Source organism: Pseudomonas sp. R3-56, assembly GCF_051132075.1.
Taxonomy (GTDB): Bacteria; Pseudomonadota; Gammaproteobacteria; order Pseudomonadales; family Pseudomonadaceae; genus Aquipseudomonas.
Genome location: NZ_CP071657.1, coordinates 5,856,736 through 5,877,675, shown reverse-complemented (window position 1 = coordinate 5,877,675; position 20,940 = coordinate 5,856,736). Strand labels below are relative to the sequence as shown.

The window sequence follows — 20,940 nt, the reverse complement described above, 5'->3', positions numbered from 1 at the left end:
GGAGCTTGCTCCCGCTGGGCTACGAAGTAGCCCGAGCTTTTTTGGGCGGGCTTCGCCCACCAGCGGGAGCAAGCTCCCTCGCCACGGTCATCGCCGGTAGTTCGAGCCAGTGTGTTGGCCGGGTAGTCGCGCTTGCGCGTGAAACAGCTTTTCCCGCAACGTCCCCCCGTCGTATTCGGTCTTGTACGACCCGCGGCGCTGCAGCTCGGGAATCACCAGGTCGATGAAATCCACGTAGCTTTGTGGCGTGACGATGCGGGTCAGGTTGAAGCCGTCGAGGCCGGTCTCGGCGGTCCACGATTCCAGCTCGTCGGCGACCTGTTCGGGCGAGCCGACAACGGTGATGTAGCGACCGCCCAAGGCGTGTTGCTCCAGAAGCTTGCGTCGGGTCCAGTCGTTGTTCTGCAAGGTCTTGGTCGCGGACTGGATGGCGTTGCTCTTCACGTACTGGATCGGTTCGTCCAGTTCGTACTCGGAAAAATCGATGCCCGTCGACGCGGAGAAATGCGCCACGCCGGCCTCGGCGCTGGCATACCCCAGGTACTCGGCATGCTTGGCCCAGGCCGCTGCTTCGGTCTCGCCGACAATCACGTTCAGGCCCATGAACACCTTGATGTCCTCGGCATTGCGTCCGGCCGCGACGGCGCTGGCGCGGACCTTGTCCACCTGGGCCCTGGTCGCCGGCTTGTTCTGGCCGCTGATGAACACGCACTCGGCATGGCGCCCGGCGAACAGCAGCCCGCGCTCGGAGCTGCCGGCCTGGAACAGCACCGGTGTGCGTTGGGGCGACGGCTCGCAGAGGTGATAACCCTCGACCTGATAAAACTCGCCCTGATGCCTGACCTTGTGCACTTTTTCTGGCTGGGCGTAGATCCGTTGCTGGCGATCGTTGAGCACCGCGTCGTCTTCCCAGCTGCCCTCCCAGAGTTTGTAGAGTACCTCCAGGTACTCGTCGGCCTGGTCATAACGGCGGTCGTGCTCGACCTGCGCGCCAAGACCCATGGCTTTCGCGGCGCTGTCCAGGTAACCGGTGACAATATTCCAGCCAACCCGGCCACGGCTCAGGTGATCCAGCGTGCTCATGCGTCGGGCGAACAGGTACGGCGGCTCATAGGTGAGGTTGGCGGTGAGGCCGAAGCCGAGGTTGCGGGTGACGGCAGCCATTGCCGAGACCAGCAGCAATGGGTCGTTGACCGGCAGCTGGATCGACTCTTTCAGCGTGACCTCCACCGATTGCTGGTAAACGTCATAGACCCCGACGATATCGGCAATGAACAACCCGTCGAACAGGCCGCGCTCCAGCAGCTGGGCCAGCCCGGTCCAGTATTCGAGCGTGTTGTACTGGGTCGAGGTGTCCTGCGGATGCGTCCACAAGCCGTGGTTGATATGGCCGATGCAGTTCATGTTGAACGCGTTGAGGAGGATTTTTTTCTTGCCGAGGGCCATCAGATGGTCCCTCGCAATGGTGGTTTTTCGTCGTTGAGGTAGAAATTGCCGACCGCGTGATATTTCCAGCGCACCGGGTCATGCAGCGTATGCACCCGGGCGTTGCGCCAGTGACGATCCAGGCCATGTTCGGCCAGGGTCGCCTGGCTGCCGGCCAGTTCGAACAGCGTGCTGCCGGCGGCCAGGGAGATTTCGGTGCTGATGGCCCGGGCTTCGGCCACGGCAATCGAGGCCGCCGCCACCGTTTCGGCGTTGCTGTCGGCCTGGGCGCGGTCGAGGAATTCGCCGGCGCGCTCCAGCAAGGCTTCGGCGGCGTGCAGGCGAACGCCCAGGTGACCGAAGCTCTTGAGCGTATGCGGATCCTGGGTGGCGACATCGCTGGTGGCGTCGATCCACGGCCGGGTTTTGCTGCGGACAAAATGTAACGCATCTTCATAGGCGGCGCGGGCAATGCCAGTGTCGATGGCGGCATGGAGAATCTGCGCCAACGGGCCCACCGGAGTAGGGCGTTCGAAGGCGCTCTGGAACGGCACGACGTCTTCGGCGGCGACATGCACGGCTTCGAACACTACCGAGCCGCTGCCCGTGGTGCGCTGGCCGAAACCGCTCCAGTCGTCGATAACCGTCAGGCCCTGGCTGCTGCGCGGAACGAACGCCAACTGCTGCACGCCGTTCTCGTCCACCACCGAAGTAGGGATGCGCTGGGCATAGATCGCCCCGGTGGCGTAAAACTTGCGGCCGTTGATGCGGTACCCGTCGCCATCGCGAAGCAGTTGGGTGGTGCGCTCGTGAGCAGTCCTGGTTCCCAGCTCCGCCAGGGCGTTGCCGAACCGCTGACCGCCCAGCACTTCGGCATACAGCCGTTGCTTCTGGGCTTCGCTACCGTTTACCCGCAGCACTTCCAGGGCGTAGTAGTGGTTCTGGGGGATTTGCCCGAGCGAGCCATCGGCCTGGGCGATCAGCGCCACGACCTTCGCCAGCGTGACGTTGGAAACGCCCGCGCCGCCGTAGGCCTTGGGCACGCTGATGCCCCACAGGCCGGAGCGGGTGAAGGCTTCCAGCTCCGGGTTCGGCAGGCGCCGTTCGCGATCGCGCAGGGCGCTGTCGCGCTTGAAGTCATCGGCCAGGTCGCTGGCGACAATGAGGGCTTGTTCATCGCTGGTGATCACCGCGACGTGTTGGGAAAGCGTCATGTGCTGCTCCAATGGTCGGGTCGTCAGATCCAGGAATGTCGGGCGGGCAAGGTCCCGTTCAGGTGGTAGTCGCCGATTGCGTGGTATTTCCAGCGCACCGGGTCGTGCAGGGTGTGGACTCGCGCGTTGCGCCAGTGGCGGTCGAGGTTGAACTCGGCAAGGGTGGCGCGGCTGCCGGCCAGCTCGAAGAGTTTTTCGCTGGCTTGCAGGGCGATTTCGGTGGTCAGCACCTTGGCTTCGGCGACGGCTATCGAAGCGCGGGCGGCGGACTGTGCCGTGATCGGCGCGGCGTTGACCTGGTCCAGTACATGCCCCGCCTTGCGCAACAGAGCCTCGGCGGCATGCAGTTCGATTTTCAGCTTGCCGACGTCGGCGATTACGTACAGATCGTCGCTGGCCCGCTCGACCTTGGCATCGATCCAGGGCCGCGCGCGTTCGCGAACGAAGGCGATAGCGTCATCGATAGCGCCGCGGGCGATACCCAGGTCAATAGCCGCCTGGATCAGCTGCGAGAAGGCGCCTTGCACGTTTGGCGCTTCGTTGATGCGCCAGTTGTCCAGGACCAGTTCGGCGTCGACCCGCACATTGTTCAGCAGCACGGTGCCGCTGGCCGTGGTGCGCTGGCCGAAGCCCGACCAGTCGTCGACGATGCGCAGGCCCGGGGTGCCGCGCCGGACGAACGCCAGCACCTGGCGACCTTCGTCATTCAATGCCTTCACGGCGACCCAGTGGGCGAACAGGGCGCCGGTGGAGTAGAACTTCTGTCCATTGATGACGAAGCCATCGCCATCGGCGGTGATCCGCGCCTTGAGGTCCAGGGTGTTGCGGGTGCCGCGCTCCGGCCCGGCGTTGCCGATGCGCCAGCCTTCGAGCACGCTCTGGAGAGAGTTTTCTTTTGCCGTTCGGTGCCCGTGGCGAGAATCAGCTGGAGCACGCCGAACTGGTTCTGCGGGATCTGCCCGAGGGCCGGATCGGCTGCGGAAATGATTGCGAACACTTCGGCGATGGTAACTGAAGAGACTTGCGGCCCGCCGTACACACGAGGAACGGCAATGCTGCCAAGCCCGCTGCGGGTGAATTGCTCGATTTCCGCCCAGGGCAGCTTGCGCTGCTGATCGCGGCGCGCGGCCTGCTGGCGAGCAACCTGTGCGAGTTCATGCGCGGCCTTGATTGCCTCGGCATCGGTGCGCAGCACCTGTGCCGGCAATAACAATGGAGCGACATCCAGGTCGCTATGGACCTTTGCTTGCGCCAGATCGGACATTACAGCCACTCCGTGGCTGCGTGCAGTGTCTTGGCGCCCTGCACTGGGGCGATTGTGTTCCGTACCATACCCACCTCACATCTCAAGAAAACACCGCGATGAATGCGGTGGCGAAAATCAAGAATGTCCGGTGGTCCGGTCGATATACCCTAAACGCGCATAAAATTTTTCTGAACTATCTTTTAGGAATATCGATAGGCTGGATTTAAATTCAGGGAGCCTGCATGGGCGAAACGGCTCTTGTGGTGAGGGAGCAGACATACCTGCCACAAAAACCGATTACTTTTTGACGGCGCGCTTCAACGGCCATCAACGACGTTTTGGACGGGGCTCTTCAGATTCGCATTCGCGCAACCGATCTTCAATGTCCGCGGCGGTGCCCAATGGGAGGTGTTCCCTACCCGATCAAGGATGCAATAGGTCACTTCCAGGCGCAGGTCTTCTCCGGCTTCAGTGATTATTTCCGGTGGCACCCAGACATGGATCGGCTGGCCCACCTCGCAAGGTTTGATCCGAGGCAAGTCCATGCGTACGTCGCCCCAGCGCACGGTGATCGCATCGTCGGCGGCCATGTTCAGGTAGGGCTCGATGGTCAGCGGTACGCCACGCTTGATCTGATTCGGATTGACGCCCTGGCGACGGATGGCCTGGGGGATACGCACCGGTGCCAGGCTCTGGTTTTCATCGCCGATCAAGGTCGAAGGCCGACCTCCGGGGCAGTCGAGTTTGACTTGTACCTGTTGCGGAGCCGACAGCGCCGGCCCACGCCCAACCCGCATGACGCGATAATGGATGCGTGACGTCCCGTTGACGACGAAGCTTTCCGGTATCCGCAGCGTGATGCCGCCATGGGTATCCGCCTCGGCTACCTGGCGGGAGCCGACGTAGCAGTTATCCCAGAACAGTTCGATCAGATCGCCCGCGTCCATGCCGGAATAAGGTGTGATGAGCACTTCCAGCCGAGCGGCGCTGGTGATGTTGATACCGGTAGGCAGGGTGTTGGCCAGCGCGGGCGCGGCCAGTTCGAGGATCGGTGACGTACATGTCATGGTGTTCTCCTTGGTGTCCATATCGAGCTGTTTGATAAAGGTCAAAGGCACGGATAAACGCGGCATTGTTTATTGCGTTGCAATAAAATCATGAACTTTCAGTGCAGGACTGGGGGAATTAAAATAATGCGCGTCGCCTGTTGGCTTCTAGATAAGGGTTGGGCAGTTACAGTGTCAATAGAAGGGCGGGATTAATGCTTGATTGGCCAACTCTTCAGAAGTTTCCTACGCGATGCAGTCAGTAATACTTGCTGTCAGACGCCACTTTCCTTGCCCCGGCGTCTGTCGCATTGCTTACGGTAGCTGAAGGCGGGAGACAACGGGCGAGGGGTCCGACATAAGTGTTACGCAAGGTATACGCATGTCGTGCTGACAAGTTTCTCAACTGAGGGCGCGGCTGTAAGTTGTTTCGTAGCGGTCAAGAGTATGACATCCGAGTTATCCACTTCCTTCCATGGAAGTGTGCCGGATAACTTATTGCGCGGCGTGTGCGGAGAGGAACTTACTGAGGAATTGTCGAGTACGCTCTTCTTTAGGGGCCGCGAACAAAGCCTTGGCTTCCCCTTGCTCGACGATCACACCTTTATCGAAGAACACCACGCGATTGGCCACGTCCCGGGCGAAGCCCATTTCGTGGGTGACGATCACCATGGTGCGTTTTTCTTCGGCCAGGCCGCGAATGGTCGCCAGTACCTCGCCCACCAGTTCGGGGTCGAGGGCCGAGGTCGGCTCGTCGAACAGGATCACCGCCGGCTCCATCGCCAGCGCCCGGGCAATTGCCACGCGCTGCTGCTGGCCGCCGGACAGGCGCCGCGGGTAGGCGTCCTCCTTGCCGGCCAGCCCGACCTTGGCCAGGAGCTTGCGCCCTAGGGCTTCGGCTTCGGCACGGGGAATTTTTTTCACCACCTGGGGGCCTTCGGTGACATTTTCCAATGCGGTGCGATGGGGAAACAGGTTGAAATTCTGGAATACGAACCCTACCTGCTGACGCAAACGCCTGACCAGGCCCTGTTGCTGGTTCAGCGGGCGGCTGCCATCGATCTCGATGTCGCCGACCTTGATCCGGCCACTGCTGGGCTCTTCGAGAAAGTTCAGGCAGCGCAGGAAGGTGGTCTTGCCCGAGCCGCTGGGGCCGATGATCGCTACCACTTCGCCTTCTTCGATCTTCAGGTCGATGCCGTTGAGCACTACCTGACCCTTGAACTGCTTTGTCAGTTTTTCCACGACAATCATCGGTCAGGACTCCTGGTCATACCGATTGACCCGGGCTTCCAGGACGTTCTGCAAGTGCGAAAGCACGGTGGCAAGAACCCAATAGATCAGCGCGGCGGCAAGGTACATGGTGAAGATTTCGAAGGTTCTGGCGGTGATCAGCTGCGCCTGGCGGAACAGCTCCGGTACCTGGATGGTCGCCGCCAATGCAGTGTCCTTGACCAGGGATATGAAGCTGTTGCCCAACGGTGGCAGGGCTGTGCGTGCGGCTTGCGGCAGGATGGCCCGACGCAGGGTCTGCGCGCGGGTCATGCCGATACTGGCCGCCGCTTCCCACTGGCCGCGTTCGATGGAGCTGATCGCGGCCCGCAGGATTTCGCAGGCGTAGGCCGCCATGTTCAGCGAGAAACCGATCAGGGCCGCCGGCAATGGGTCCAGCTCGATACCCAGTTGCGGCAAGCCGTAATAGATCACGAACAACTGCACCAGCAACGGCGTGCCGCGAAAGAACGACACGTAGATGCGGGCAATCCAGTTCACCGGTTTGAAGCGCGACAAACGCATCAGCGCCAGGCCAAACCCGAGCAGCAAGCCGAAGAACATGCCGCCCAGGCTGAGGATGACCGTGTAATACGCGCCCTTGAGCAAAAAGGGCGCGGAGTCCAGCGCGAGTTGAAGAGCTGCTTCCATTATTGAGTGACGTCAGCGCTGAAGTATTTTTCCGAGAGCTTTTTCAGCGTGCCGTCGGCGCGCAGTTTTTCAATGGCCTTGTTCACGGCTGCCAGCAGCTCGGGCTCGCCTTTGCGCAGGGCAATGCCAGACTCCTGGCGAGAAAAGGCTTCGCTGGTGACGGTGGTGTCCTTGGCTTTCTTGGCGTATTCCAGCGCGGCCAGGCGGTCGATCAGGATGGCGTCGATGCGGCCGACACGCAGGTCCTGGAACTTGGTTGGATCGTCGTCGTAGGTTTTGACCTGGGCGCCCGGCACTTCTGCCTTGACCCACTGCTCATAGTTGGTGCCCAGGCCCACGCCGACTTTTTTGCCGTCCAGGTCAGCGGCCTTCTTGATGTTCAGTTCGTCGGCTTTTTTGGTCAGTACCAGCGCCTGGATCCCGGAAACAGTGTACGGCTCGGAGAAGTCGTACTTTTTCTTGCGCTCTTCGGAGATGGTCACCTGGTTCACCACCGCGTCAAGGCGCTTGGATTCCAGGGCGGCGAGGATACCGGCCCACGGGGTCGTTTGCAGCTTGACCTTGACCCCCAGTTCCTTGGCCAGGGCTTCGGAAAATTCCACTTCGAAGCCAGTCAGTTTGCCGCTGTCATCAACAAAACTGAACGGTGGATAAGTGCCTTCCAGGCCGATCTTGATCTCACCAGCGTCCTTGATTTTTTGCAGCTGCTCACCGGCAACCGCTTGCCCCATCAGCCCGGCGCTCAATGCCAGGCCCAGCGAACCCACCAGCAGGTTGCGACGTAATGCGGAAAAATTCATGACAAGCCCCTGTATTTTTATGATGACGTTTATCTGGAAGAGAAAGGCGTAGCCGCGATCCGAAAGAATTGCCACATCCTGCCCTAAAAGCAGGGTTTGCGTCTCGTGGCAAATACGCCTGCGGCGCGACTATAGGTTGGGTCGTATAGATTGGAAAATAATATTAAATCACGACCCTATTCCAATATGTAATCAACATCATGTGGGAGCGAGCCTGCTCGCTCCACAGCGACATTTACCGAGCGTGGAACACCGAGTCATAGGCAAACAGCGCCGGTGCACCGCCGGTATGCAGGAAGATGATCGGGCCGTTTTCAAAGCGGTCGCGACCGATGCCGTCGAGCAGCCCGGCCATGGCCTTGCCGGTATAGACCGGATCGAGCAGCAGGCCTTCCTGGCTCGCCAGCAACTTGACCGCCGCCAGCGTACCGGCGTTGGGCTCGCCGTAGCGGGGGGCGAAGTACTCGTCCCACAGGTTCACCTTGAAGGCCGGCGGCAGGGCCATTTCCAGCAACTGCGCCGTACGTTCGGCGAGCCCCTGGACTTTCGGAAACTGGTCTTCCTCGCTGCGTGAAACCGTCACGCCAATCACGGGAAGGTCCGGCAGGGTTTCGCTCAGTGCCAGCGCCAGGCCGCCATGCGTGCCGGCACTGCCCGAGGCCAGCACCACGGCGGCGAATTCAAGCCCGGTGTCCTTGATCTGTTCGGCCAACTCCAGGCCCGCGCGCACATAGCCCAAGGCACCCAGGGCATTCGACCCGCCAATCGGCACCAGGTAAGGTTTTTTCCCGTTGCTACGCAGGCGGCCGGCAAGGGCCTGCAACTGTTCGTCGGCGTTGTCCAGGTTTTCAACAAGTTCGACCTTGGCGTCGAACAGCTCCAGCAACAGCCGATTACCGTTGCCCAGGTAATTGCTTTCCTCGGTACCGATGGGGTTTTCCAGCAACGCCACACAACCCAGGCCCAGCTTCGCGGCCAGGGCAGCGGTCTGACGGACATGGTTGGACTGGATCGCGCCGGCTGTGACGAGCGTGTCGGCGCCTTGGGCCAGGGCGTCGGCGGCAAGGTATTCAAGCTTACGCAACTTGTTGCCGCCCAGTGCCAGAGGCGTCAGGTCGTCGCGCTTGACGTAGATGTCGCGGCCGAGCCAGGCGGAGAGACGGTCGAGTTTTTCCAGAGGCGTCGGATGGCTGAGCAGGTCGAGACGATGGAAGCGAGACAACTGTTCTTTGATCATGAGTCCGTACTGGCTGTAAGCGATATCCGGACTATAGGCAGCTGAGTATTCACGGGCAACCGGCATGTGGGCGTTGAGGATGACACTTAATAAGGCAATCAACGGACCCGTGGCGAGGGAGCTTGCTCCCGCTGGGCCGCGCAGCGGCCCCAAAACCTGCCAGATGCGGAGCGTCAGACCCACCGCATTCCCCGGGTTACGACTGCTTCGCAGCCGAGCGGGAGCAAGCTCCCTCGCCACAGGCGCATCATTCTCTCAACTGAACCGCTCCCACAGGATTTGCGTCACCACTGAACGAATGATCTGCGAACTGCGTCATACCCACCCATGGGCTAGTGTAGGAAACGTGCCATTGAGCCCTGCGATTAGTCCTTGGCAGCCTATTCATGTTTAACTTGAACGTTCATTCAAGTTAAACCATTGGTTTGCTGCCCGCTCACAACAGGAGGCTTGCCTTTGCCGAGTCCGTTTGCGCACGTCATGATTTCGCTTTGCGAGGTGCTCCGTCGATGAGTACTTCGTCCCTCCCATCCAGCGGCCTGGTCCGCATGAATCCGCCGGTGTTTTATTTCGCCGCGACCTTCATCCTGCTGTTCGGCCTGGTCGTCATTGCCGTGCCGGAGCAGGCCGGCGCCTGGTTGCTGGCCGCGCAGAACTGGGCGGCCAATACGGTCGGCTGGTATTACATGCTGGCGATGACCCTGTATCTGGTCTTCGTGGTGGTCACCGCCTTGTCCGGCTACGGCAAGATCAAGCTCGGTGCCGACCACGACGAGCCCGAGTTCAGCTACCTGTCCTGGGCCGGCATGTTGTTTGCCGCCGGGATCAGCATCACCTTGTTTTTCTTCTGCGTTTCCGAGCCCCTGACCCATCTGGTCCAGCCGCCCCAGGGCGAAGCCGGCACCGCCGATGCGGCGCGCCAGGCGATGCAGATCCTGTTCCTGCACTGGGGTTTGCACGGCTGGGGTGTGTTCGCTTTTGTTGGGATGGCCCTGGCGTACTTCGCCTACCGACACAACCTGCCGCTGGCCTTGCGGTCGGCGTTGTACCCGCTGATCGGCAAGCGCATCAACGGGCCGATCGGTTATGCGGTGGACGGTTTCGGCATCATCGCGACCGTGTTCGGCCTTGGCGCGGATATGGGCTTTGGCGTGCTGCACCTCAATTCCGGTCTGGATTACCTCTTCGGCATTGCTCACACCCAGTGGATCCAGGTCGGGCTGATCGTGCTGATGATGGGCGCGGCAATCATTGTCGCCGTGGCTGGCGTCGACAAGGGCGTGCGCGTCATGTCCGATATCAACATGCTGCTGGCCTGCGCGCTGTTGCTGTTTGTGCTGTTCGCCGGACCGACCCAGCATCTGCTCAACACGCTTATCCAGAATCTCGGCGATTACCTCGGCGCCCTGCCGATGAAGAGTTTCGACCTGTATGCCTACAACGAGCCCAGCGACTGGCTGGGCGGTTGGACAGTGTTCTATTGGGCATGGTGGATCGCGTGGTCACCGTTCGTGGGGCTGTTTATCGCACGGATATCCCGTGGCCGGACGATCCGTGAATTCGTGTTCGGCGTGCTGCTGATCCCCTTGGGTTTCACCCTGGCGTGGATGTCGATTTTCGGTAACAGCGCCATCGATCAGGTCCTGAACCATGGCATGAGCGCCCTGGGCATGTCGGCCCTGGACAACCCGTCGATGAGCCTTTACCTGCTGCTGGAAACCTACCCGTGGAGCAAGACGGTAATTGCGGTCACGGTGTTCATCAGCTTCGTGTTTTTTGTCACGTCCGCCGACTCCGGCACCGTGGTGCTGTCGACATTGTCGGCCAAGGGCGGCAGCCCCGATGAGGACGGGCCGAAATGGCTGCGGGTGTTCTGGGGCGCGATGACTGCCCTGGTGACCAGTGCCTTGCTGTTCTCCGGCAGCATCGATGCCTTGAAGTCGGCGGTGGTGCTGACGTCCTTGCCGTTCTCGCTGATTCTGCTGCTGATGATGTGGGGCCTGCACAAGGCGTTCTACCTGGAGTCGCAGAAGCAGATCGCGCAGTTGCATTCCCTCGCGCCGGTGTCGGGCTCCCGACGGGGCACTGGCGGTTGGCGTCAGCGCTTGAGCCAGGCGGTGCATTTTCCTTCCCGCGACGAGGTGTATCGCTTTCTCGATACTACGGTGCGCCCGGCCATCGAGGAGGTGAAGGCGGTATTCGCCGAAAAGGGCCTGACGGTGGTGACCCAGCCAGACCCGGCCAACGACAGCGTCAGCCTGGAAATCGGCCACGGCGAACAGCATCCGTTCATCTACCAGGTGCAGATGCGGGGTTACTTCACGCCGTCCTTCGCCCGGGGTGGCATGGGCTCCAAACAGATCAACAATCGTCGCTACTACCGCGCCGAAGTACACCTGAGCGAGGGCAGCCAGGACTACGACCTGGTGGGGTATTCCAAGGAGCAGGTCATCAACGACATCCTCGACCAGTACGAGCGGCACATGCAGTTTCTGCATCTGGTGCGCTGAAAAAATAATTGGCATCGCACCGACGCCATCGCGAGCAAGCTCGCTCCCACAGGGTAATGGGATAACCTTTGTGGGAGCGAGCTTGCTCGCGATGGCGGTTTCAGTGGCTGCGCAAAGCCAAGCCTCAGACCAGCCCTCCGTTAGCCCGCAGAATCTGGCCGTTCACCCAACCAGCGGCCGGGCTTACCAGGAATGACACGATGCTGGCGATGTCTTCCGGCTGGCCGAGGCGTTCCAGGGGCGGCATCCTGGCATAGTGCTGGACCTGCTCTTCGCTTTTGCCTTGCATGAACAGCTCGGTGGCGACCGGCCCCGGGGCCACGGCGTTGACGGTGATCTGGCGACCGCGCAGCTCCTTGGCAAATACTTGGGTCAGGGATTCCACCGCGGCCTTGCTGGCGATGTACACCGAGTAGCCCGGCAGGTTCATGCCCACGGTACTGCTGGAAAAATTCACGATGCGGCCGCCATCGTTCAGCCGGGTCGCGGCCTCGCGCAAGGTGTTGAAGGTGCCACGGGTGTTGATGGCGAACGTGCGGTCGAATAGCTCGTCGCTGTGCTGCGCCAACGGCATGACCTGCAGGATGCCGGCGTTGTTGATCAACACATCGACCCTGCCCAGTTGCGCTTCGACTTCATCGAACATCCGGCTGACGTCGGCGGCAACCGACACGTCGGCCTTCACCGCTATGGCCGGGTGCCCGGCCTGACGCAACTGCACCGCCAGCTGCGAGGCCTCGGTGGCGCTGCTGGCGAAGTTGATGGCGACGGCAAACCCGTCGCTCGCCAATTGCCTGGCTATCTGCGCGCCGATCCCACGGGAGGCACCGGTGACGATGGCGACTTTGGCGTTTTGAGCAGTCATGGCAAGGATCTCCTTGAGATTTGTGATGGGTTGAAGCCAGATTCACATGTTTACGTGCGGCGATAAATGCAGGAGAGTTGCCTTGACTGTTCAACATTCCTCAACAATCAGGGCTGCAGATGGATCAGGTCAAGGCGATGAAGGTGTTTGTCCGTATCTACGAGCGCAGCAGCTTCACCCTGGCTGCCGAAGACCTGAACATGCCCCGGGCCACGCTGACCCACACGCTCAATCAATTCGAAGCCTGGCTGGGTGTTCGTCTGCTGGAGCGCAGCACACGCAGGGTGCGTCCGACCCTCGACGGCGAGGCCTACTACCCGCGTTGCGTGCAATTGCTGGCGGAACTCGAAGAAGCCGAGCTGGCGTTTCGCGGCGTGGCGCCCAAAGGCAAGTTGAGGGTGGACCTGCATGGAACCCAGGCGCGGTATTTCGTGATCCCGGCGTTGCCGCAATTCATGGCCCGCTACCCGGATATCGAATTGTTCATCAGTGAAGCGGACCGCTTCGTCGACCTGATCGCCGAGGGCGTCGATTGCGTCGTGCGCTCCGGTACGTTGGCGGATTCGTCGTTGATCGGCCGGCGTGTCGCCAATCTTCGCCAGATCACCTGTGCCAGCCCCGCTTACCTGCGCCAATACGGTGAACCGAAAAGCCTGGAGGATCTCAAGCAGCACAAAGCGGTGAACTACGTCTCGCGCACCACCGCCAAGCTTTATCCATTCGAATTCATGGTCGACGGCGAGCTCAAGGAGGTTTCGATCGGGGGCACGTTGTCGGTGTCCGGGGCAGAAATCTATGCGGCGTCGGCGATCGCCGGCATGGGCCTGATCCAATGCCCGTATTACCGAATGGAGGAGCCGATCCGCCAAGGCCTGATCCGCGAAGTGCTCGCCGCGACGCCTCCGCCGTCCATGCCGGTGTCGGTGGTTTATCCACACAACCGACACATGTCACCGCGGGTACGGGTGTTTGTGGATTGGGTGGCGGAGGTGTTTGCGCAGGCGCGATGACTGGATTGTGGTAACGGTGCATCAGTTGGAGAGTTGAGCTAATATTTTTCAGAGTGTGTATTGTGTGTATCAGAACCCTCTTTCACAGCTAGAGTTTTCCGGCAGAGCTGTCGAATAAGGCATAGGTGATGCGAAGTCGGGAAATGATCAGGAAGATCGAAGAGGATGGTTGGTATCTGGTATCTGGTGGCGGTCAAGGGTAGTCATCATCAGTATAAACACGCTTTCAAGGCTGGGAGGGTGACGATCAAGCACCCTGACGCCGATCTGCCCAGAGGCACGATCAATAGCATTTTGAAACAGGCGGGCCTGAAATGAAGGTCATGACCGATTACGAAATCCCCGATGGGGATGCATTGTTATCAGACCGGTTGCTGCGGTTGCCGGGTCTGGAGGAAGGATTCGTCCACATGAAATTTCCGGTCGTTCTGCACAAGGATGCCGATTCCGAATACGGCGTGACGGTCCCAGATGTGCCGGGTTGTTTTTCCGCAGGCAGTACGGTGAGCCAGGCATTCGAAAATGTGAGAGAAGCGCTCTCGTTGCACTATGAAGGCCTGATAGCCGACGGCGAACCGCTGCCAAAGATCCATGAAATTGACGATCATCTCGACGATCCGCAATACGCCGGGGGGATATGGGGCGTGGTTGAGTTTGATGTCACGCCCTATTTCGGAAAGTCGGTGCGGTTCAACGCCACACTGCCCGAGCAATTGCTTGAGCGTATCGATCAAACCGTGCGACGAGACCAGCGTTACAGCTCGCGTTCGGGTTTTCTGGCAGCAGCGGCCTTGCGCGAACTTTCGACCTGACTGGTGCGTCTGTGAAATGTTAGCTTCTGCCACCCGCCGTCCGAACAGAGAGCTTTTTCGATGACCTACACCGCTGCGCAAAACCGCTACGAATCCATCCCTTACCGCCGCGTCGGGCGCAGCGGGCTGGTACTGCCGGCCTTGTCACTCGGCTTGTGGCACAACTTCGGCGACAGCACGCCGATCGACACTCAGCGGGCCTTGTTGCGCACGGCGTTCGACCTGGGTATCAACCACTTCGACCTGGCCAACAACTACGGCCCGCCCTACGGCAGTGCCGAAATCAATTTCGGCCGGTTGCTGCGTGAAGATTTCCAGCAATACCGCGATGAGCTGATCATCTCCAGCAAGGCCGGCTGGGACATGTGGCCAGGCCCTTATGGCCAGGGCGGCGGTTCGCGCAAATACGTGCTGGCCAGCCTTGACCAGAGCCTTCAGCGCCTCGGTCTGGATTACGTGGACATCTTCTACTCCCACCGTTTCGATCCCGACACGCCACTGGAAGAAACCGCCAGCGCCCTGGCCACCGCCGTGCAGCAGGGCAAGGCCCTGTACATTGGCATTTCTTCCTATTCGGGCGTGAAGACCCGGGAAATGGCGGCGCTGCTTCAGGAATGGAAAGTGCCGCTGTTGATCCATCAGCCGGCCTACAACCTGCTCAACCGTTGGGTCGAGAAGGACTTGCTGGACGCCACCGAGGAACTGGGCACCGGCGTGATCGCCTTCACGCCGCTGGCGCAGGGCCTGCTGACCGACAAATACCTCAAGGGCATTCCCGCCGATGCGCGGGTCAATCGCCCGGGCGGCGGTTCGTTGCAGGCCTCGCATCTGTCAGGTGAAAACATCGCCCACGTACGCGCCCTCAACGAGATCGCCCAGCGTCGCGGCCAGAGCCTGGCGCAAATGGCCCTGGCCTGGACATTGCGCGATCCGCGGGTCACCTCGGCCCTGATCGGCGCCAGCCGACCGGAGCAGATCGTCGAGAACGTCGGGGCGCTGCAAAATCTCGAGTTCAGCGCCGAAGAACTGGCCGAGATCGACCGGTTTGCCCAAGAGGGCGGGATCAACCTGTGGGAGAAGCCTTCGACGGCTGAGTGATTCCAGCCGGTTTATCAGGTTGAACGCAGGACCCGTGGCGAGGGAGCTTGCTCCCGCTGGGTCGCGAAGCGGCCCCCAGTTCATGTTGCTTGCGCATGATGAACTGATCCGAGATTTTGGGGCTGCTACGCAGCCCAGCGGGAGCAAGCTCCCTCGCCACGGGGATATGAGCCGTGGCGAGGCACTCACCTGAAAAACGGCGCATCCCCCAACACCGTCGCCCGGTGCATCACCCGCCGGTTGGGGCGGTAGTCGTCCACGGCGAAATGCTGGGTCACGCGGTTGTCCCAGAACGCCACGTCGTTGGCCTGCCAGCGCCAGCGCACGGTGAACTCCGGACGCGTCGCGTGGGCAAACAGCAGTTTCAGGATCGCCTCGCTTTCGGTTTCCGACAGCTCGTTGATGCGCGTAGTGAAGCCTTCGTTGACGAACAGTGCGCGGCGGCCGCTCACCGGATGAGTGCGAATCACCGGATGCGACAGCGGTGGATTCTTGCGCCGTGCTTCTTCCCAACGTAGCCGATCTTCCGCCGTGTTGCCAAAACGTTCCAGCGGGAACGAACGGGTAAAGTCGTGGGTCGCCGTCAGGCCCTCCAACAGGCTTTTCAATGGTGCCGACAAGGCTTCGTAGGCCGCGATGCCGCTGGCCCACAACGTATCGCCGCCGAATGCCGGCAGCAGCTTGGCGCTGAGTACCGCGCCCATGGCCGGGGTCGGCAGGAAGGTCACGTCGGTGTGCCACACCGCGTTGTCGCGCACATCGGTGACGGCGGTGTCGAGCACCAGCACTTCGGGCTGCTCCGGCACGTTGGGGTAGATCGGGTGAATGTGCAGGTCGCCAAAGTACGCGGCGAAACGGGCCTGTTGTGCGGGTTCGATCGGCTGGTCGCGGAAGAACAGCACCTGATATTCGAGCAGTGCCTGCTCGATGGTGTCACGGTCTTTCGGGGCCAGTGGCTGGCTGATATCGATCCCGCTGATCTGCGCGCCGAGGGCAACGCTCAGAGGGGTAACGGTCGGACGGCTCATCGTCGTTCTCTCGGATCGGCGCCGAATGGTCGGCGTGGTCAATAAAGGTTCAGTGGGCCTGGCCGTGCCACGGCACCAGTTTGCGTTGCAGGGCGCGCAGGCCCATTTCCATGGCAAAGGCGATCAGCGCAATCACAAGGATCCCCAGCACCACGACATCGGTGACCAGGAACTGCGCTGCCGACTGCACCATGAACCCCAGGCCGCTGGTGGCCGCGATCAGTTCGGCGGCGACCAGCGTCGACCAGCCCACGCCCAGGCCGATGCGGATACCGGTGAGGATGTCGGGCAGGGCGCTGGGTACGATCACATGGCGAATCAGTTGCGCCCGCGTGGCCCCCAGCGATTGAGCAGCGCGCAGTTTGGCCGGGTCGACGGTGCGCACGCCGGTTGCAGTGGCGATGGCGATCGGGGCGAAAATCGCCAGGTAGATCAGCAGGACTTTCGACAGCTCACCGATGCCGCACCAGATCACGATCAGCGGCAGGTAAGCCAGGGGTGGAATCGGCCGGTAGAACTCGATCAGCGGATCGAGTACGCCGCGGGCAATACGGTTGGCGCCGATGGCGATACCCACCGGCACCGCCGTCAACACCGCGAACAGCAGGCCCAGGCCAATCCGCCCGAGGCTTGCGCCGAGGTGCTGCCAGAGTGTGGAGTCCATGTAGCCGCTGGTGGCCAGCAGCCAGCCTTTTTGCAGCACGGCGGAGGGCGGCGGCAGGAAGAGCGGTTCGATCACGCCGCTGGCGGTTACGGCCCACCAGAGCAACAGCAGCGCCACCAGCGTCAGGCCGCTGATCCATCGCGTGCTCAGGGTACGGCGCGCGATGACTGGAGGGCGGGCGGCCACGGCGTCGCTGGCCACGGCTGGAACTTCATAGCTGCTCATGCGCGCTCCTGTTGCCGAGTGGCGCTGCGTTGGGAGAACACTTTCGCCAGCACATGCTCGCGGGTTTCGATGAAGCGCGGGTCGGACTTGATCGACCGCGCCGATTCCCCCGCGCCGTAGCGGCGCCCGAAATCCAGGCTCAGGCGCTCGACGATTTGCCCCGGATCGGGGGCCAGCAGGATCAGGTCGGTGGCAAGGAATACCGCTTCTTCAATGTCATGGGTAATCAGGAACACCGGCTTGGCGGTACGTTGCCAGACTTGCAGCAGCAGTTCCTGCATCTGTTCACGGGTGAACGCGTCCAGGGCGCCGAAGGGTTCGTCCATCAGCAATACCCGTGGATCGGCCGCCAGCGCGCGTGCCAGCCCGACTCGTTGCTTCTGGCCGCCCGACAGCTGCCAGACACGGCGCTTTTCGAAACCGGCCAGGTCCACCAGGGCGAGCATTTCCCGAGCGCGAGCCTCGCGCTTCTCCCTGGCAACTCCCGCCAGTTCCAGGCCGAACCCGACGTTTGCCAACACGTCTTGCCAGGGCAACAGCGCATCGTCCTGGAACACTACGCCGCGCTCGGCACCCGGGCCTCTGACGGGAATGCCGTCCAGGGTGATCTGTCCGGCGCTGGGTTCCACAAACCCGGCAATCAGGTTGAGCAGCGAAGTCTTGCCGCTGCCGGAGGGGCCGAGGGCAACCAGCAACTGCTGCGGGCCCAGGGTCAACGAAATATCCGCCAGTACCGGTTTCGTTGCGCCGGGGTACTGTGCGCTGATGCGCTCCAGCTGTAGCAAGGCCATCTCGACGTCTCCTGTTTGATCAGCGGGTGATGTATTTGGCGCTGACGTATGGCGCGTAGTCCGGCAGCACGGCTTCAACCTTGCCTTGCTCCTTGAGGAACGCGGCGGTGTTGGTGATGGCCTGGGTGGTTGGGGCTCCGAGGCTGACCACCTGGTCGGCGGCCAACGGGAATACGTTGCCTTGCAGCAGCAATGGAATGTCGCTGGCCTTGGCGCCGGAGAGTTTCACCAGCTTGTCGATGTTCGATGCGTCGGCCAACCAGGCCTGCGGGTCCTTGCGGTACTGGGCGTAGGCGTCCAGGGTGACCTTGGCGAAAGCCGTGACGATCTCGGGATGCTTCTGGGCAAAATCCTTGCGCACGATCCAGGCGTCGAAGGTTGGCGCGCCGAACTGGGCCAGTTCAGCGGAGGTGATCAGCACCTTGCCGTTTTCCTTGGCCACGCCCAGGGCCGGGTCCCAGACGTAGGTGGCGTCGATATCGCCGCGCTTCCAGGCGGCGATGATGGCCGGTGGCGCGAGGTTGAGCACGGTGACTTTCGACGGGTCGATGTTCCAGTGTTTCAGCGCGGCGAGCAGGCTGTAATGACCAGTGGAAACAAACGGCACGGCGATTTTCTTGCCGATCAGGTCCTGCGGGGTCTTGATGCCGGAGCCATCACGGGCGACCAAGGCTTCGGCGGCGCCGATCTGGGTGGCGATGAGGAAGGTTTCCACCGGAACCTTGCGGGTGATGGCGGCGGTCAGCGGGCTGGAACCCAGGTAGCCGATCTGCACGTCGCCCGAGGCGATGGCGGCGATGATGTCGGCGCCGTTGTCGAATTTTCGCCAGTTGATCTTGGCCTGGGTGGCTTTCTCATAAGCGCCATCGGCCTGGGCGACTTTGGCCGGGTCGACGGTGGTCTGATAGGCCACGGTCAGGTCGGCCGCCTGGGCGAAAAGGCTCGCCGCGGCCAGGGAAGCGGCCGCGAGAAGGCGAAGGGGGAAACGCAAAGACATGGGGAAGCTCCTCAACAGGCCGCCGGAGAGTCGGCGTTGGAGGAGACTAAATGATCTAAGAATTAGTAAATAAATAACTTTTTCGAATTAGCTTATTTTCGAAAAAATCTGCTGAGAATGGCTTAGGACTCTTGTGGCGAGGGGATTCATCTCCGTTGGGTCGCGAAGCGACCCCAAGGATTTCGGCTGCAAGCTGTGGCGAACCAGCGTAGCCTCTGGGGACTGCTCCGCAGTCCAGCGGGGATAAATCCCCTCGCCACATTGGCGATTCAGTTACTGATCGCCAAAATGCTCGCCTGATACGAACCCACGAAGACGTCGAAATCGCCCACCTCGTTCTGCTCCAGCTCGGTTTGCTGGACCAAGGACTGGCGAGCGGTTTCTTCGAACGCGACTTGCTCTTCGGTCGACAACGGTTCGGCGCGGAAGAACTCGGCGTGGGCCTTGCTCTGGCGCAGGGAGAACTGGGCGAAGCTTTCCTGGTGCTCGGCCATGGCGGCCAAGACCTTGGCGGACGGCGTCAGCGACGGGTCGCGGACTTTTGCCTGTTGCGCGTCGAGAGCCTGGCGATGGGCATCACCGCCTTGGCTCTGGTCAAGCAGGGCGGCAAGCGGAGCAATCTTTTCCAGCAATTCCATGGCCCAGGTTTGCATGTCCACCGATTGACCCTGGCGCTGCAATTGCAGGCCAGGCTTGCGGCCTTCCTTGACCACGGTCAGGAAGTTGCTCGTGGCGTTGCTGCACTCGTTATTTTCCAGTTGCGGGCTGTCGTTGAGGCCGCAGTACAGCAGGAACGCATCGAGGAAGCGCGACTCGGTCAGGTCGATGCCCATCGGCAGGAACGGGTTGATGTCCAGGCAGCGCACTTCGACGTACTGTATTCCTCGGGCCATCAGCGCCTGGATCGGCCGCTCGCCGGTGTAGGTCACGCGCTTGGGGCGGATGTTGGAGTAGTACTCGTTTTCGATCTGCAGGATGTTGGTGTTGAGCTGCACCCATTCGCCGTTCTGGTGAGTACCGACTTCGACATAAGGAGCATAGGGCGTTGCCACGGCTTTGCGCAGGCTGTCGGTGTAGCTCGCCAGGTCGTTATAGCAAGGTGTCAGGCCGGCTTGGGCGTTGCTCTGGTAACCCAGGTCGCTCATGCGCAGGCTGGTGGCGTAGGGCAGGTACAAGGTGTCCGGGTCCAGTTGTTCCAACTGGTGCGGACGGCCGCGAAGGAAACCGACATCCAGGGCCGGCGAGGCGCCGAACAGGTACATCAGCAACCAGCTGTAGCGGCGGAAGTTACGGATCAGCGCGATGTAGGCCGAGGACTGGAAGTCGCGGTCGCTCACGTCGCTGGCTTCGTCCTGGCGCAGCAGGGGCCAGAGCTTTTCCGGGAGGGAAAAGTTGTAGTGGATCCCGGCGATGCATTGCATGGTCTTGCCGTAGCGCAGGGCCAGGCCCTTGCGGTAGACATACTTGAGTCGACCGATATTCGAGGTGCCGTAGTAGGCGATCGGAATGTCTTCCTCGGCCGGCAGCGGACACGGCATCGAAGGGCTCCACAGGTACTCGTCGCCGAGCTTGCTGTAGACAAACCGGTGGATCCTGTCGAGGCTGTGCAGGGTGTCGGCCGGGTTGGCCAGGGCCGGCGTGATGAACTCCAGCAGCGACTCGGAATAGTCAGTAGTGATCTGTTCGTTGGTCAGCGCCGAGCCCAGGGATTCGGGATGCGGGGTCTGCGCCAGGCGCCCGTCGCCCGTGACGCGCAGGCATTCACGTTCGATACCGTGCAGGCACTGCTCGAGCAGGGAGAGGTTGGCGCGCTCGCCGAGCAGGGCCAGGCGGCGGTTTAAAAGGTCGCTCAAGTTGAATTCCTTCACGCGTCAGTCGCCCCAATATGGGGGTGGGCAAGACGGTCTACAAGGGTGAAGTTGAAACTGGCGTTTTCGCCTGGTTTTTGTGCTGCCAAAGACAGATCGTCGCAGCCCCTGTGGGAGCGAGCCTGCTCGCGATGGCGGTATGTCCGTCAATTTTATATTGACTGGTCCATCGCTATCGCGA

General features: G+C 61.4%; 16 protein-coding genes and 3 pseudogenes. 5 read left to right on the top strand and 14 right to left on the bottom strand.

Annotated elements, in window-relative coordinates; genetic code table 11:
• Positions 1-87 precede the first annotated feature (87 nt).
• The 8 genes and pseudogenes from J3P96_RS26655 to J3P96_RS26620 form a co-directional block, all read right to left on the bottom strand.
• Complete coding sequence (locus J3P96_RS26655; RefSeq protein WP_434654160.1) at positions 88-1,446, bottom strand: LLM class flavin-dependent oxidoreductase; 1,359 nt, start codon at positions 1,444-1,446, stop codon at positions 88-90.
• On the bottom strand, positions 1,446-2,639 hold the full coding sequence (locus J3P96_RS26650; RefSeq protein WP_434654158.1) for an SfnB family sulfur acquisition oxidoreductase: 1,194 nt from the start codon (positions 2,637-2,639) through the stop codon (positions 1,446-1,448). The genes J3P96_RS26655 and J3P96_RS26650 overlap by 1 nt, the downstream gene beginning before the upstream one ends.
• 23 nt (positions 2,640-2,662) lie before the next feature.
• Positions 2,663-3,903 (bottom strand): annotated as a pseudogene (locus J3P96_RS26645) (SfnB family sulfur acquisition oxidoreductase).
• Positions 3,904-4,189: 286 nt separating this feature from the next.
• A pseudogene (locus J3P96_RS26640) lies at positions 4,190-4,952 on the bottom strand (hypothetical protein); the annotation flags it as partial.
• Positions 4,953-5,426: 474 nt separating this feature from the next.
• On the bottom strand, positions 5,427-6,185 hold the full coding sequence (tcyN, locus tag J3P96_RS26635) for an L-cystine ABC transporter ATP-binding protein TcyN (RefSeq protein WP_305497545.1): 759 nt from the start codon (positions 6,183-6,185) through the stop codon (positions 5,427-5,429).
• A gap of 3 nt (positions 6,186-6,188) precedes the next feature.
• Positions 6,189-6,854, bottom strand: a complete 666-nt coding sequence (gene tcyL, locus J3P96_RS26630) for a cystine ABC transporter permease (RefSeq protein ID WP_434654155.1) — start codon at positions 6,852-6,854, stop codon at positions 6,189-6,191.
• On the bottom strand, positions 6,854-7,654 hold the full coding sequence (tcyJ, locus tag J3P96_RS26625) for a cystine ABC transporter substrate-binding protein (RefSeq protein WP_434654153.1): 801 nt from the start codon (positions 7,652-7,654) through the stop codon (positions 6,854-6,856). Before tcyJ ends, tcyL begins: the two co-directional genes overlap by 1 nt.
• Positions 7,655-7,889: 235 nt before the next feature.
• Positions 7,890-8,891: a D-cysteine desulfhydrase gene (locus tag J3P96_RS26620; RefSeq protein WP_434654151.1), complete on the bottom strand. Its 1,002-nt coding sequence runs from the start codon at positions 8,889-8,891 to the stop codon at positions 7,890-7,892.
• Between the two features lie 548 nt (positions 8,892-9,439).
• On the opposite strand from J3P96_RS26620, the gene betT reads away from it, so the two are divergent.
• Positions 9,440-11,401 carry a choline transporter BetT gene (gene betT, locus J3P96_RS26615; protein ID WP_434604961.1) on the top strand — a complete coding sequence of 654 codons (1,962 nt, stop codon included), beginning with the start codon at positions 9,440-9,442 and terminating at the stop codon, positions 11,399-11,401.
• A 124-nt stretch (positions 11,402-11,525) separates the two neighbouring features.
• Here the strand turns inward: betT and J3P96_RS26610 are convergent, their stop codons facing one another.
• Positions 11,526-12,266 carry an SDR family oxidoreductase gene (locus tag J3P96_RS26610; protein WP_434602495.1) on the bottom strand — a complete coding sequence of 247 codons (741 nt, stop codon included), beginning with the start codon at positions 12,264-12,266 and terminating at the stop codon, positions 11,526-11,528.
• Between the two features lie 119 nt (positions 12,267-12,385).
• Here J3P96_RS26610 and J3P96_RS26605 point away from each other — a divergent pair, with 119 nt between their 5' ends.
• From J3P96_RS26605 to mgrA, 4 genes and pseudogenes are all read left to right on the top strand, one after another.
• On the top strand, positions 12,386-13,276 hold the full coding sequence (locus J3P96_RS26605; protein WP_434654149.1) for a LysR family transcriptional regulator: 891 nt from the start codon (positions 12,386-12,388) through the stop codon (positions 13,274-13,276).
• Positions 13,277-13,404: 128 nt separating this feature from the next.
• Positions 13,405-13,594, top strand: a pseudogene (locus tag J3P96_RS26600) (type II toxin-antitoxin system HicA family toxin).
• A 92-nt stretch (positions 13,595-13,686) separates the two neighbouring features.
• Positions 13,687-14,088, top strand: coding sequence for a type II toxin-antitoxin system HicB family antitoxin (locus J3P96_RS26595; protein WP_305501396.1), 402 nt, complete (start codon positions 13,687-13,689; stop codon positions 14,086-14,088).
• Between the two features lie 60 nt (positions 14,089-14,148).
• Positions 14,149-15,186 (top strand): L-glyceraldehyde 3-phosphate reductase, encoded by a 1,038-nt coding sequence (mgrA, locus tag J3P96_RS26590; protein WP_434654147.1) that lies wholly within the window; start codon positions 14,149-14,151, stop codon positions 15,184-15,186.
• A 185-nt stretch (positions 15,187-15,371) separates the two neighbouring features.
• Here mgrA and tauD read toward each other — a convergent pair whose 3' ends face one another.
• The 5 genes from tauD to gshA all read right to left on the bottom strand — a co-directional run bounded on the left by tauD (position 15,372) and on the right by gshA (position 20,744).
• Positions 15,372-16,214 (bottom strand): taurine dioxygenase, encoded by an 843-nt coding sequence (gene tauD, locus J3P96_RS26585; RefSeq protein ID WP_434654144.1) that lies wholly within the window; start codon positions 16,212-16,214, stop codon positions 15,372-15,374.
• Between the two features lie 49 nt (positions 16,215-16,263).
• The gene (tauC, locus tag J3P96_RS26580) at positions 16,264-17,103 is read right to left on the bottom strand and encodes a taurine ABC transporter permease TauC (protein WP_434654142.1); all 840 of its coding nucleotides are present in this window, start codon (positions 17,101-17,103) and stop codon (positions 16,264-16,266) included.
• Positions 17,100-17,894 (bottom strand): taurine ABC transporter ATP-binding subunit, encoded by a 795-nt coding sequence (gene tauB / locus J3P96_RS26575; RefSeq protein WP_434570356.1) that lies wholly within the window; start codon positions 17,892-17,894, stop codon positions 17,100-17,102. Before tauB ends, tauC begins: the two co-directional genes overlap by 4 nt.
• Before the next feature lie 19 nt (positions 17,895-17,913).
• The gene (gene tauA / locus J3P96_RS26570; protein WP_434626565.1) at positions 17,914-18,891 is read right to left on the bottom strand and encodes a taurine ABC transporter substrate-binding protein; all 978 of its coding nucleotides are present in this window, start codon (positions 18,889-18,891) and stop codon (positions 17,914-17,916) included.
• A 269-nt stretch (positions 18,892-19,160) separates the two neighbouring features.
• Complete coding sequence (gshA, locus tag J3P96_RS26565) at positions 19,161-20,744, bottom strand: glutamate--cysteine ligase (RefSeq protein WP_434654139.1); 1,584 nt, start codon at positions 20,742-20,744, stop codon at positions 19,161-19,163.
• Positions 20,745-20,940: the final 196 nt, after the last annotated feature.